General features: G+C 65.7%; 3 protein-coding genes, 1 tRNA gene and 2 pseudogenes. 2 read left to right on the top strand and 4 right to left on the bottom strand.

Annotation, left to right across the window (positions count from 1 at the left end; translation table 11 throughout):
• The first annotated feature begins 316 nt into the window (after positions 1 to 316).
• Entirely contained in the window at positions 317 to 1,525 is a 1,209-nt protein-coding gene (locus EP30_RS00470; RefSeq protein ID WP_140555194.1) for a MalY/PatB family protein, read from the top strand.
• Between the two features lie 87 nt (positions 1,526 to 1,612).
• On the opposite strand, the gene EP30_RS00465 is transcribed toward EP30_RS00470, so the two are convergent.
• Together EP30_RS00465 and EP30_RS00460 are read right to left on the bottom strand one after the other, a co-directional pair.
• Complete coding sequence (locus tag EP30_RS00465; RefSeq protein WP_181160720.1) at positions 1,613 to 2,074, bottom strand: holo-ACP synthase; 462 nt, start codon at positions 2,072 to 2,074, stop codon at positions 1,613 to 1,615.
• Between the two features lie 291 nt (positions 2,075 to 2,365).
• Positions 2,366 to 4,219 carry an alpha-amylase family protein gene (locus tag EP30_RS00460; RefSeq protein ID WP_140555192.1) on the bottom strand — a complete coding sequence of 618 codons (1,854 nt, stop codon included), beginning with the start codon at positions 4,217 to 4,219 and terminating at the stop codon, positions 2,366 to 2,368.
• Positions 4,220 to 4,863: 644 nt separating this feature from the next.
• On the opposite strand from EP30_RS00460, the gene EP30_RS00455 reads away from it, so the two are divergent.
• A tRNA-Thr gene (locus tag EP30_RS00455) sits at positions 4,864 to 4,935 on the top strand.
• A 264-nt stretch (positions 4,936 to 5,199) separates the two neighbouring features.
• Here the strand turns inward: EP30_RS00455 and EP30_RS11290 are convergent.
• Positions 5,200 to 7,236 (bottom strand): annotated as a pseudogene (locus EP30_RS11290) (beta-ketoacyl synthase N-terminal-like domain-containing protein); the annotation flags it as partial.
• 80 nt (positions 7,237 to 7,316) lie between these two features.
• A pseudogene (locus tag EP30_RS00450) lies at positions 7,317 to 14,661 on the bottom strand (fatty acid synthase subunit beta domain-containing protein); the annotation flags it as partial.
• Between the last annotated feature and the right edge of the window lie 61 nt (positions 14,662 to 14,722).

The following is a 14,722-nucleotide window of genomic DNA, read 5'->3' as shown; positions in this document are numbered from 1 at the left end:
ACGGCACACGGCAACACGCGACGGAAACGCAGCAACCGCACGGCCTCTGCGCGCATGGCATGGCAGACAGGTTCGTCACCATCTTCTGCGAGTCCCATACGGTCACCGCACATGGCATGCTGACGGATGCCATGGCATTCCGTGGAAAGATTCGCATACACCCGATGTTCACCTCGTACAATAACCGTGTTTCCTCGCGCCCTCCGACGGCGAAGGGCACCGAGACACGGTATGGCACCGGAATGACACCGGCGACGGACCGAAAGCAACGATCGCGGACCTCCCCAGTCCGCCCAGGAAGAGTCAAGGAGTTGACATGAGCACGTACGATTTCACTTCGATCATCGACCGGCACGGCAAGGACGCCATCGCGATCGACGCCGTGGGTCGCATGCCTGACATGGCACCGGCCGCCCCCAAGCCCGGATTCGACGTGATCCCCATGTGGGTGGCCGACATGAACTTTCCGACTGCGCCCTCGATCCAGGAGGAGATCATCCGTCGCGCGCAGCACCCGCTGTTCGGCTATTTCCAGCCGACGGATGAGTATTTTGATGCCATCATCGACTGGCAGCGTACACGCAACGCCGTGACCGGCCTTGCCGCAGAGCATATCGGCTACGAGAACGGCGTGCTCGGCGGCGTGGTCAGCGCGCTCAAGGCGTTCGCCACGCCGGGCGACGCGGTGCTGCTGCACTCCCCCACCTACGTCGGGTTCACGCATTCGATCGGCGACAACGGCTACCGGATCGTGCACAGTCCGCTCAAGCCGGACGAGAACGGCGTATGGCGCATGGACTTCGACGATATGGATCGCAAAATCAAGGAGAACAACATTCACGCGGTCGTGTTCTGCAGCCCGCACAATCCGTGCGGTCGTGTATGGGAACGTTGGGAGATCGAACGCGCGATGGAGGTGTATGCGGCCAACGACTGCGTGGTGATCTCCGACGAGATCTGGTCCGACATCATTCTCGACGGGCATACGCATATCCCCACGCAGTCGGTGAGCGACGACGCGTGCAATCGCACGATCGCGTTCTACGCGCCGAGCAAGACGTTCAATCTGGCGGGGCTTGTGGGCAGCTATCACATCGTCTACAGCAAATATCTGCGTGATCGACTGATCGCGGTGAGCGGCAAGACGCACTACAACGCCATGAACGTGCTGTCCATGCATGCGCTGATCGGCGCATACCGGCCTGCGGGGCATGCGTGGCTGGATGAGCTGCGCGGCGTGCTCACCGAGAACGTGGAGTATGCGGTGGATTATATTCGCACGCATTTCAAGGGGATTCACGTGGCCAAGCCGGAGGGCACGTACATGCTGTTCCTCGACTGCACGGACTGGTGTGCGACGCATGGCATGACGATCGACGAGCTGGAGAAGCGCGGATCGGATGTGGGCGTGGCATGGCAGGATGGCCGGCAGTTCCAGCATCCGTGCGCGATCCGAATGAATCTGGCGCTACCCAAGTCGCGTGTGGAGGAGGCCATGCGACGACTGAGCGAATACGTGTTCTGAGTGCCGGCCTCGCGGGGTTCCACCGCATCTGCCGCGACGTTGGCACCGTAGCGCAGATAGCCCATGCCAGCCCATGCCGCGATCTTCTCACCGGGATTCGAGTATCGCAACCGCGGATGCGATCGGGCCGTCGTGGCTCAGAGAAATATGCCAGATGAGGTCATGCCTGCGTCCGGGGCCACCACCGACACCATCGAGCGACAACACCGAGGATTCCAGAACCGCACGCACGGCGTCGGGCACCGCCACCTGCGGACGACCGTGTGAATCGTCGAGGATCTCGATGGAAGTCCAGGGGAAATCGTCGAGCGTGTATGGAGCCGGCCTGTCTCCGAGCGCCTCGCACCACGCCTTGAGCACGGCCTCCTTGCCGGCCCATCGCGCAGCGAGATGCACGGCCTCGCCGTCGTTCTTAGCGCGCCCCCGCATGACGGCCTGCCGCAGCTCGCGCGCGGAGAAGAGCCTGCGCGCCCCCTCCCCCGGTGCATTCAGCTGCTCGGCAAATGCCTTCACATCCACCACGTCATGCCCCAGTCCCAGAATCGGCATCCTGCCCTCCCTCACGGTTCACGGTGTTCACTGGTTCCATCGCCCAGCGTAGATCATCGGAATATACGGTTCCCGCCGAACGGTCAATCGCCGATAATCACCACTCCACGCGCTCATCGTTGCCATCGTTTCAAAACCTCGCCGCCGAGGGAACCCATCCCCGGAGTATCTGACCAGGAAGGCCCGGAATATGACAAAGCCGCAGGCGTTCGTTCACCTGCGGCTTTATTCCGTTTACCACTTCCGACGTAGTGCGGGAGCCCGCATTGCAGGATTCCGCATACCCGGATGTCAGTGGTGGAATCGCACCAGACGGGCCTCGTACGGGGCGAGTTCGGCACCGTTGCGCGGCATGAGATCGTCAGCTCCGTCAAGCCACACGTCCTGCTTGGCGTCGGAGAAGTTGAACAGGCCGACCAGCGTCTGGTCGCCGGAGCGACGCACCACGCCGAGCACCGTATCGTTGTGCGTGTCCCACGTCGTCACCCATGCGTCGGGAGCGAAGCACGGATCGTCGCGCATCTCGCGCAGACCATCCATGCCCTCCCACAGCTGGTTCTGCAGGGTTCCGGGCTTCTCGCGCAGCTCGGCCTTTCCCCAGTCGAACTTGCTGCGATGCAGGTTGCGACTGTCGGCCACGCGCTCCGGATCCTCCTTGTAATCCCAGCCATTGAGCTGGCCGATCTCGTCGCCGCAGTTGAGCATCGGGAATCCACGCAGGAACGACATCGCACAGTGCATGAGCAGGTCGCGTTCCACCGACTTCTCAAGCATCGGCTTGTCGTGCGTGATCAGCGCCTTCTCCACGCCGCACAGGCTGGCGGTAGTGCCGCAGCTGCGAGCGTCGCTGGTGACCGGATCGTAGTTGTACAGCTCGCCCATGGCCCAGCTGCCCGGCACGCAGCCCTCATAGAAGTGGTAGAGGAATTCCTTGTGCTTGAGCGGGTCGATGTCCAGCTCCTTCTCCACGTCCTCGTCGAGTCCCCAGCCGATGTCGTCGTGACAGCGCAGATAGTTGACGAACCAGCAGTTCTCGGGCAGGGCGTTGAGCTTGTCGATCTGCGTCTTGAGCAGGCGCACATCCTGGCTGGCGAGCGCGCTCCACAAGTTCACCATGATCGACACGTTGTACAGCATGTGGCACTCGGGCGCTTCGGGGGTGCCGAAGTAGGCGGCGAGCTCCTTGGGGGCCATCACGACCTCGCCCTTGAGGATCACCGCCGGGCAGACGCATTCGAGCGCGATGCGCAGCATGCGCACGATGGTGTGCACCTCGGGCAGGTTGCGGCAGTTGGTGCCGAGCACCTTCCAGATGTACGGCACGGCATCGATGCGCAGCACCTCAACGCCGAGATTGGCAAGGTGCAATGCGCTGGAGAGCATGGCGATGAGCACCTTGGGGTTGCGGTAGTTGAGATCCCACTGGAACGGGTAGAACTGGGTCATGACCCATTTGCCCATCTGCTCGTTCCAGCTGAAGTTGCCGGGCGCGGAGCCGGGGAACACCTGCGGCACCACGGCGTCGTACTGGTCGGGGATGGTGCGGTCGTCGTAGCAGAAGTAGTAGTCCTGATATTCGGGGTCGCCGGCCTGCGCGGCCTTGGCCCAGCGGTGCGACGACGCGGTGTGGTTCATCACGAAGTCGAGGCAGAGGCTGATGCCGGCCTTGCGCAGCTTGGCGGTGAGGGCGGCAAGGTCCTCGTTGGTGCCGAGCGACGGGTCGACGTTGTCGAAGTCCTCCACCGCGTAGCCGCCGTCGTTCTGCGGGTGCGGCATCTGCAGCAGCGGCATGAGGTGCAGGTAGGTGAGCTTCTGCTCCTTGAGGTACGGAATGCGGCGTGCGAGCTTCTTGAGATCGCCGGCGAACAGATCGGTGTACATGGTCATGCCGAACATGTCGCCGCGCTTGTACCAGTCGGGATCGGCCTCGCGCTTGGCGTCGAGATCCTTGAGATCATCGGGACGGGCGGCGTAGGCGTCGGCCATGGCGGCCTTGAGATCCTCAAGCGCGGCACGATCGTTGTACAGCTCCATGAACAGCCAATCGAGTTCGGCGGAATGACGCGCGAGACGCTCGTTGTAGATGGTGGTGTCCGGCGCGGTTGCGGCGCTGGATGACGCGTTGGGCTTGGCGGCCTTGGCCATGGGAAACTCCTTCGTTTCAGTCTGACGCATGATGCAGTTGAGCGCGGTATGTGGCACGTTCGTTGCCGTTGATGATTGTGCATGTGACGTGTTCGATACGTCCGTCATGCATCATCCACAGCGCTTTCAATGTACCTCAGATAACAGCTTGATCAAACCGGTTCGATATTCGGCGTGTCAAATACCCACAACCGCAATATTCCCTATGATCACAGCGTTTGCATTTTATGGCTGATATAGTCACGCTTGTGTCGGACGCGTCAACCCGTTGACAGGCGATGGACAGACACAGGCACATATGGATTCATCAGCGCGCAACCGAGAACGACACAACGCCCGCGGAACAATCTCATTGAACGCATTCGCGATTCCCGATACCTTCGGAACGGCTCAACCTCCACGGAACGACTGACCGACGACGTTCACGCCGCCCACCGGGCCAACACTCGCGGAGCGATCACATAACTTGCGCAATATACGAAACCATGTCATGATGCCTAGGTTGTTTTTGACACGGTCAAGTCCGATCGACAAACCGGACCCGATTGATAACGGTCAGGCCGGATTGACGAAAATCAGATTCAACACCGTCAGACCTGACTCACACGGTCAGATCCAACGTTACGGAGCGTTCATCGCTCCACGCCCCGATAGCTCAGTGGTAGAGCACTTCCTTGGTAAGGAAGAGGTCGTGAGTCCGATTCTCACTCGGGGCTCCCATTTTCTTCAATTCATTCCAAACAACCCGACTTCCACAGCACCGCCGTCACGCGGGCCGTCCTGCGTCACGCGGGCCGGGTTACGTCACGCGGGCCGGGCGGACCATGTGACGCACAGCGTGAAAACGTTGCAATTTCAACGTTTTCTCAACACGCGCACAATGCCCGACCCGGCCCATGTGACACAACACGGCCCACGTGACGCACCTAGAGGGCAGTTGCCAAGGCCGCGCACGGAATCCGAACGCGACCTACAGCACCTCACGCCTCGAAGTACCCGGAGGCTCCCAAGCGAGCGTTCGGATTCAGAAGCATCGCCTTCTCCACCTCGTGACCGTTGTAGCGCGTGCCGTCGGCGAGCCTGGTGCCGTCCTCGCGGAAGCGGCGGTTGTCGATCGGCTCGTAGAGCGCGGCACGACCCATCATGCCGTTCTCCAGACGACGCTGACCGGCGGCCAGTCGGGCGTTGGCACGACGACGCCATTCAGCAAGCGCATCCTCGCCAGCGGTGTGCGCCACGGCGGCCTCGAAGGCACCCGGGTTCACGATCGCGGCGAATCCGCTCACGTGGCCGAAGCCGAGCGACGTGGCCAGACCGGCCTGCACCGCACCCGCGCCCACGGTGAGCGGCGAGCGCAGCCACACCATGTGGTCGTCGCGGCGCAGCTTCGGGTCCACGCAGTCGAGCGACGCGTTGGCCGGGATCACACCGGAGTTGAACAGCTGCGTCAGGCCGTTGACCTGGAAGATGCAGGCACCGCCCTTGGCGTGGCCGGTGAGCGTCTTCTGCGAGATCACGAACAGCGGGTTGCCGTCCGTGCGGCCGATGGCGTGGGCGAGCGTGTTGTGCAGCTCGGACTCGTTCGGATCGTTCGCGTTGGTGGACGTGTCGTGCTTGGAGACCACGGCGATGTCGTCGGGCGTGACGCCAAGCTTGGCGAGGTCGTGCACGAGCTTCGAGTCGCGACCGCCCAGACCTGCGGCGAGCGCGCCGAGTCCCGGAGCCGGGATCGACGTGTGCGCGCCGTCCGCGTAGCTGTGGATGAAGCCGATCACGCCGGCGACGGGCAAGCCGAGCTTCAGCGCGATGTCGCCGCGCGTCAGCAGGATCGTGCCGCCGCCCTGCGATTCGAGGAATCCGCCACGGCGACGGTCGTTCGCACGGCTGAAGAAGCGCGCGTCGATGCCCTTGCCGTACATTTCGGCGGAGTTGGCGGTGGCGTTCATGTTGCCGAAGCCGATCACCGATTCCACGCCGATGTCGTCGATCGCGCCGGTGACCACGAAGTCGGCCTTGCCGAGTGCGATCTTGTCGGCGCCTTCCTCGAGGGAGACGGCGGCGGTGGCGCAGGCGGAGACGGGCTGGATCATGTTGCCGTAGCCGCCGATGTACGACTGCATCACGTGCGCGGCGACGACGTTCGGCAGCGCCTCCTGCAGGATGTCGGTCGGGATCTCGTGGTTGAGGAACCGGTCGAGGTACAGCTTGCGCATGGAGCGCATGCCGCCGAAGCCTGTGCCCTGCGTGCTGGCCACGAGCGACGGGTGGATGGACTGCAGGATCTCGGCGGGCGTGAAGCCGGCGGACAGGTATGCGTCCACGGTGGTCACGATGTTCCACAGCGCGATCTCGTCCACGTCGCCGACCATGGAGGCGGGGATGCCCCACTTGATCGGGTCGAAGCCCTTCGGGAACTGTCCGCCGACCGTGCGGGTCATGGTGGCGCGGCGCGGCACGCGGATCATGGAGCCGGCGTGGCGGGTGACGGTCCATTCGCCGGACTCCTCGTCCTTGGCGATGGTCGTGTGGGCCTCGTCGAGCTTCACGTATTCGCGGGCGACGTCCTCGTTGGGCACGGAGAAGGCGACGTCGTGGTCAAGGTAGACCTCGGTCTCCTCCTCGTCGGCGCCGTCCTTGTAGTCGGCGCCCATGCCCTCTTCGAACGGGCGGATGCCGGAGCGGGCCACGACCTCGTCGTGGTAGCGTTCGGCGATGTCCTCCTCGGGCACGAGGTTGCCGTCGGTGTCGTACCAGCCGGGCTTGGGGCTGTCCTGCCACGTGAGCAGGCCCATGTTCCACGCGAGTTCGAGGATCGCGCCTGCGGACAGGTCGACGGTGCCGTCGGGGTGGATGCCGAGTTCGGCTTCGAAGCGCGTACGGCCGGAGCCCCACGGTCCGAGTTCGCCGACGGACACGATGACGATCTCGTCCTCCGGACGGGCGGTGACGTTCGTCCAGTCGGCCAGATCGACGGGTGCCTGATGCGGCACGTGCGGGGTGGGCAGTGCCTTGAGCGATGCGCCCTTGACGACGGTCTTGCCGTCGGCGTTCGCCTTGGCATCGTCCGCGACGGCCGCATCCGCATCGTCCGTGGACTGCTTGGCGGCGTCGGCCATGGCCTCGGCGCGCAGTGCCTTGATGTCGATCGGATCGTTGCCGAGTCCGCCGGTCAGGTCCACGTCGAGCGGGGCGACGGCCGCGGCGGCACGCTGGTCCGCCGTGCACAGGCCGAGCAGTTTCTCGGCGATCTGTGCGGTGGAGTACGTGTGGATGCCGTGGCGTTCGACCACGTCGACCAGCGGATCGTTGCCGCCCATGAGTCCGGTTCCACGCACCCAGCCGATCTTCGGGTGGGCGAACGTGACGCGGCCGGACCAGACCTTCTCCGCACGGGCGCGGTTCACGATCGCGTCGAATGCGCTCTTGACCTCGCCGTAGGCGCCGTCGCCGCCGAAGATGCCGCGGTTCGGCGAACCGGGCAGTACGACGTGGAGCTTGTGCTGCACGTCGGTGTCGGCACCGATGGCGGACAGGCCGGCGATCGCGCGTTCCACGCCCCACAGCATGAGTCGAGCCTGCGATTCGAACAGTTCGCCGGAGTCGGCGAGCGTGCCGTGCACCGGCGGTGCGGCGAACGGGAAGAACAGGCTGGGCTCGTAGGCGGGCTTGAGGATGGTGGTGGTGGCGCCGTTCACCTTCTTCTGCACGTTGCCGATCCAGTCGACGAGAGCGTCGACGTCACGGTAGCTGGACAGGTTGGCGGGCACGAGCCACAGGCTGGCGTTGCCGGCCGCATGCTCGCGGTAGATGCGCTTGGCCCAGGCCTTGATGCTCGGGCGGAAGCTGTGCGAGGTGGCGATCACGGTGGCACCGCCGGCGAGCAGACCGGCCACGACCTCGCCCGCGATGGAGTTGGCGGACACGCCGGTCACCACGGCCACGTCTGACGCGTAGCGGCTTGTGGCCTCATCGTCGGACGCGGGCTCGAGCGCCTGCGTGGCGATCGCGTCGAACGCGGCGGCGAGGGTCTCGTTGCCGTTCGCACGGGCCTTGCCGGCGAACCAGGCGGCCTCGTCGGCCACGGCCTTGCCCAGTCCGCGGAAGCTGCCTTCCAGTTCGGCCGGATCGTTGTGGTAGAAGGCGCGGGCCAGATCCTCGCGTGCGGACGCCCAGCGGTCGTCGAACAGGATGGCCTTGTTCGCGTCGAATCGCGGTTCGACCTGCTTGGGCCAGTCGGAGCCGAGTTCGGCGGACACCGCCTCCACGACGGCCGCGTTCTCGTCCTCGCCGGGTTCGGCCACGGGCGCGGCCACGCCGAGCTCCTGCAGCACGAACCGGGCGGTGGCGGCGAGTACGCCGTCCTTGCCGGTGACCTTTTCGGCGAATGCGTCGAGGGCCGCGGAATCGACCACGGCACCGCCAGCAGCACCGCCTGCGGACGGCTTGGAGACGGCGACGCCCTTGGTCTGGCCGACCAGCATCACCGCGTCGTCGATGAGCTTGTCCGCGGCGGCCGCGTTGGCCACGGCACCGGTGGGCAGCTTGGCCAGATCGTCGCCACGGGAGCTGGCACCCTCGCGGGTGTCGAGCAACAGAGCCGCGGTGACGGCGGCAACCCAGCCTTCACCGAGCTGCCAGACGTTGGTCACGCGCTCGCGGATGTGCGCGGGCTTGACGCCGGCCGCGCCGAACAGTGCGCGCAGACGGTCGCGGATCGCCTCGGACAGCACCGGACCGAACGGCTTGTAGTTGGGGGCCACCTTGTTCACGATCTGCGCGAGCTGGGTGAGCGTCGCCTCGGCGGCACCGTCCACGCTGGCCACGCCCAGCTCGGAGCTGATGTCCATGAGCAGCTGGTTGCGACGGGAGGAGACGCCGTTGGTGAGCGTGTCGGTGGTGTCGTTCGCGCCGATCTGGTCGATGCGCACCTTGGTGGAGTAGGCCATGAGCACGCCGATGGCGTCGGACGCCTTGAACGGCAGATCGTCGACCGGACCGGCGGGCGCGGAACCGAGCTGTGCGACGGCGGAGTCGGCGGCGGGAGCGGCAGCAGCAACCGGAGCCGGAGCGGGCGCAGCGGCAGCAGCAACCGGCGTTGCGCTCGGCGCCGCGGCAGCAGCCGGAGCGGCGGCCGGAGCCACGGTCTCCTCAACCGGCTCTTCAGGCACCAGCGAGTCGGAATCCGTCATGTACACACGGCCCTCATCACGACCGACGTTGTACACGGTGACGTGACGATGCTTGAAGTCGGGCAGGCGCAGGGTCTTGGCACCGAGGTTGGCAAGCGTCGGCGCATTGCCGAGACCAACCTCCACGTACTGTTCCACGCCGAGACCGTTGTGCGCGGCGTCGCCGAACAGCAGCGCCTGCGTTTCGATCCAACGCACCGGGGACGCGAACTGCCAGCTGAGCAGTTCGGTGAGCAGCAGTCGGCCGAGCTTCTGGTCGTCGGCGGCGTAGGCGTCCCACACCTCCGGGTTCTCCAGCGCCTCACGAATGCGCTCGGACGGCACGACCTCGAGGATCTTCGCCGCGAATTCCTTGGTCATCTCGAACGGCACGGCCACCAGGTTAGGGATGTAACGACCGACCAGACGTCCACGGTAGTCGATGTGCTTGGGCAGCAGCGCGTCGAGCTTGTCGCGGAATTCCGGCACGCCCTTGCGCAGCAGCGTGGAGTGGAACGGCACGTCGATGCCGGGCACCAGCATGAACGCCGGCTTGCCGCCGGCCTCCTTGGCACGGCGGTTCGCATCCTCCTTGAGGTACTTGAGTCCGGCGATCGTACCGGCCACGGCGTACTGGGCGCCGGCCAGGTTGTAGTTGACGATCTCCAGGAACTCGCCGGATTCGCGCGCCACCTGGGCCACGTACTCCTTCACGCCGGAGTCGCCCACGCCGAACTGGTTCGGACGCAGCGCACCCATACGGTAGTTGGAGCGACCCTGCGCGTCACGCTCGATGAGGTGATGCATGGTGGAGCCGCGGTGGAACACGAGCTCAAGCACGGTCTCCAGCGGGATGATGTCGGCGAAGGAGCTCAGTGCGTTGTACTCGCCCAGTGAGTGGCCGGCGAAGTAGGCGGGCCAGATGTCGCTGCCGGCCTCGCGCAGACGTGCGGTCTGGGCGAACGCCACGGTGGCGAGCGCCACCTGCGTGAACTGCGTGAGGTTGAGCAGTCCTTCGGGGTGACGGTAGGTCACGCCGTTGGCGGTGAGTTCCTTGGGGTTGTCGCGCACCACGGCGAGGATCGAGAATCCGAGCTTGCTGCGGGTGAGCTTGTCGGCGCGCTCCCATACCTCGCGGGCGGCCGGGGACTTGGCACGTTCGTCGAGCACCATGCCCTGCTTCTGGATGCCCTGACCGGGGTAGACGAAGGCGGACTTGGGGGCGCGGACGATCGCTGTTCCACGTGAAACAATCTGTCCATCGATGCGGCTGGTCACTTCGAGCACCATGCCGCCGTGGTTCACCTTGCCCACGCGTTCCACGGAGATCTCGACCTGATCGTTGAGCTGGACCATGCCGTACATGTTGTACGTCCAGCCGGCGATCTCGTAGTGCGCACCCTTGTCGTCGGTGGCCTGCACGGCGTACTGCGCGGTGGCGGACAGCCACATGCCGTGCACGAGCGGCGCGGCGAGTCCGCTTACGGCGGCACCGCGATGCGACGTGTGGATCGGGTTGAAGTCGCCGGACGTGCGCGCGAACGCGGTCATCTCGCCGGGGGCGGTCACCTTGACGCGGCGCAGCAGACGACGTGGGGTGTCGAGCACATCGGCGTCGATGCCGCCGTAGTCGGGTGCCTCGGGCGGCAGTGCGTCGGAGTATGCGCGACCGCGGATGGCGAAGCGTTCGGTTTCACGGGCGAGCAGCGTGCCGTCGGCGGCGGTGTGCGTCACGTGGATCGTGACCACGCGGCCGGATGCCGATTCGAAATAGTCCTCGGCCCAGCTGGTGAGCGTGATCGTCTCGCCGGTGTGCTGCAGCAGTTCGTCCTCGGTGACCTCGAGTTCGATGAGATGGTCGAGATGCACGGCGTTGAGCAGGCCCTCGATCACTGGGAATCCGTTGACGTACACCGAACCAAGTGCCGCGTAGATGGCCGGCCAGGCCGGTCCCACCAGCGCGTCGGGCGCGATGCGCGACGCCACCAGACTATCCGGCAGCGCACCGCCGGTGGCGGCCTCATGATCGAATCCGAGATTGGCGGACAGCGTGTACGTGGCGTGCGCCAGACCGAACGGATACGCGGACTTGTCGTCCTGCTCCTCGATCGCGGGCATGGCGGTCAGTTTGTCGCCGGTGATGGCCGTGTTGCCGATGCCGGCCGTGGCGGCGAGCATGGCATACACGTGCTTCGGCAGCGTCTCGCGATCCACCACGGGCAGGCGTCCCGGCTCGGAGCCATCAACCAGCAGCGGAATCACAATGTCACGCACGGCGTGCTTGCTCACACCACCGTCGGGATCGTTGTCCCAGTAGGTGTCCAGATGGATGTCGAGATCGAACAGTTCACCGCGGTCGGTGTCGGCCACCTTGCGGATCTCGTAGTACTTGTCGCCGTTCGGCGTGCCATACGCCGGGTTGGCCATGAGATGACCGACCCAGGAGATGTTCGGGCTCTTGCGGATGAACTCCTCGGCGGACGCGGCCTCGCCCAGCTGGGAGAAGACCTCACCGTCGGCAGCGGCAGCAACGTCGGCAGCACCGGCACCGTCAGCACCGGCACCGTCAGCACCGGCACCGTCAGCACCGGCCACACGCTCGATCATCGCATGCTCGAACCGACCAAGAATATCGGCGACCGGCTCATCCACGGTCGTCACGCCGGCCACGGAGATCGGACCGGGGATGATACGCACGGAATCGGCGGAATAACGCGGGTCCTCCGACTGCCACAGCTGATCCTGACCCCACCAGCGCAGCAGATCGTTATCGATCACCGGCACGAACGGCATCGGCTTCGGATACTCACGAACCAGCACCGGGAACCAGGCCACATCGGCCGGTACCACGGTGATCTCACCGGCCTGCGGGTAGGCGTCGGCAAGACGCTCGATCGCCGCATTCGGATCGGACTCCACATCCTCGCGGGACACGAACAGCGACTCGAACTCACCCGACTCCTGCGCACGCACACGCGCCTCGATACGCTGCAGCAGGTGCAGGAAACGATCGGCATACGTGTCGTCCACCCACGGGAAGGCCAGCTCGGCGAAACGACGGGCCCAATCCAGATACGTCATGGTCTCCAGATCGCCGAAGTACGGCTTCGCGGTCTTGTTCAGCGCCGCGATGATCTCCTCACGACGGCTGTCCAGCTCCTCCGGATGCTTCATCACGCGAACCAGCAGACGACCGCACTGCGCGGACGAGTTCTCCAGCTCGTAGATGTCGGCGTGCAGGTGGCTCAGACCGGACGTCACACCGCCCACGGCCTTGCCGGACGGCACCCAGCGCTCGCCGATCGGGGCGAACGGATCGGTTTCGTCGGCCTCGGCGGTGATGCCGGGCGTATCGACGATCATCTGCTTGACCTGCGGGCTGGTGTGCGCCTCCTTGGCGGTCATGGCGGCGGTGCCGACGAGCACGCCGTCGACCGGCATGAGCGGCAGATCGTAGGCACGGGACCATTCACCGGTGATGTAGTCGGCACCACGCTCCGGCGTGCCGATGCCGCCGCCGGCCACGAGCACGATATTGCTCTGCTCGCGCACTTCGGCGTAGGTGCTGGTCAGCAGATCGTCAAGCGACTCCCAGCTGTGGTGGCCGCCTGCGGCACCGCCCTCGACCTCGATGATCACCTTGGTGGGGGCCACGGCCTTGGCGATGCGCACCACGGCGCGAATCTGCTCGACCGTGCCGGGCTTGAAGCACACGTACGGGAATCCGTCGGCGTTGAGCGAATGCACGAGTTCCACGGCCTCGTCGAGCTCGGGGATGCCGGCGGAGACGACCACGCCGTCGATCGGCGTGCCCGAGGCGCGCTTCTTCGGCACGATGCGCTGCGAACCGAACTGCAGGTTCCACAGGTAGCGATCCATGAACATGGCGTTGAACTCGACCGTGCGCCCCTCCTCGAGCTCCTGCTCGAGTCCGGCCACGTGACGGTCGAACACCTCGGCGGTCACCTGGCCGCCGCCGGCGAGCTCGGCCCAGTAGCCGGCGTTGGCGGCGGCCGCCACGATCTCCGGCTCCACGGTGGTGGGGGTCATGCCGGCGAGCAGCACCGGGGGCTTGCCGGTCAGATCGCTGAACGCGGTGCGCACCTTGTCACCGGCCGGTGTGTGCAGCACGCGCGGAGCGAACCGGGTCCAGTTCTGGGCGCGCGCCGGATCGGATTCCAGCGTGGACAGCTTCGCGCGGGCCTCGACGGTGGACGCGTCGACCACGCCCACGCCGGTTCCCTGCGCCACGGTGGCGAGCAGCTTGCCCACGATCGTGCCGGGACCGAAGTCCACCACCCACAGCGTTGCCGGGTCGGTGGATTCCATGGTCTCGCGCACGCGGGCGGCCCAATCCACATGGCTGAGCAGCACCTCGTCGGCGAGCGCGCGGGCGCGGTCGGCGTCAATGCCGCAGGCGTTGGCCCATGCCACGGTCTGGTCCACGGCGTCGGCCATGAGCGGCGAGTGGAACGGCAGGGTCACGTCGAGGTATTCGAGTGTGGGGTCGAACACGCGGCCGCCGCGCACCTTCTCCTCGCGCAGCTTGGCCTGACGGGCGTGCTCCTTGCCGACTTCGATCTCGAACGCGCCCAGATCCTCCGGGTATCCGGACAGCACGTAGTGGTTGGCCGAGTTGGTCACGGCGATGGCGATCGGTCCGCGCGGGTTGACCACGCGGGCGACGAGCGCGTCGATCTGGGCGCGGGTGACGTTCTTCACGCTGAGCATCGGGGTGGCTTCGCCGCTGCGCGAGTGCAGGGCGATCTGGCGGGCCTGACGGGTGCCGGCGATGCCGATGAGCGTGGCGGTGGCGAGGATCTCGTCGATCTGGCGAGCGGCGGCCTCGATGGAGCCGGCGTCCTGGATGGCCTTGACCATGTGCACGGCGAGGATGCCCTGGGAGTGGCCGAGCACGGCGACCGGCTTGGTGGCGGCCACGTCGTAGCCGAGCGCGCGGGCATCGAGCAGTGCGCCGAGCTGGGTGAGCGCGATGCCGGGCACGCTGGCGGGGGCCGCGGCGGCGGCACCCAGTCGGGCCGGGTTCGCTTCGAATCCGAACAGGTCGACCGGGCGTCCCGTGGTGGCGAGCAGTTCGGCGGCCACGGGGGTGAGCATGGTGTGCGCGGCGGCCACGTGGTCGTGCAGCGCCTTGTCGAGATCGGGGTTTGCCGTCTGGTCGGCGAGCGCGACGGGCCACGGGGTGCCCTGTCCGGCGAAGGCGAGCGCGTGCGGCTGGCCGGCGAGACGGTCAAGGAAGAAGTTGCTGGTCATTGATGTGTTCCTTTGATCGGTTTGATGGATGAAGTCTGTGTCAGTGTGTTCCGTATGTGTG

It is taken from the genome of Bifidobacterium sp. UTCIF-39, assembly GCF_006408715.1.
In the GTDB taxonomy this organism is placed as follows: Bacteria; Actinomycetota; Actinomycetes; order Actinomycetales; family Bifidobacteriaceae; genus Galliscardovia; species Galliscardovia tissieri.
This window is presented reverse-complemented; position numbering and strand designations above follow the sequence as displayed.

Bases quoted from the DNA above. Each gene is read 5' to 3' on its own strand.
- EP30_RS00470 (WP_140555194.1), top strand. From the start codon at position 317: ATGAGCACGTACGATTTCACTTCGATCATCGACCGGCACGGCAAGGAC.
- EP30_RS00460 (WP_140555192.1), bottom strand. From the start codon at position 4,219: ATGGCCAAGGCCGCCAAGCCCAACGCGTCATCCAGCGCCGCAACCGCG.
- EP30_RS00465 (WP_181160720.1), bottom strand. From the start codon at position 2,074: ATGCCGATTCTGGGACTGGGGCATGACGTGGTGGATGTGAAGGCATTT.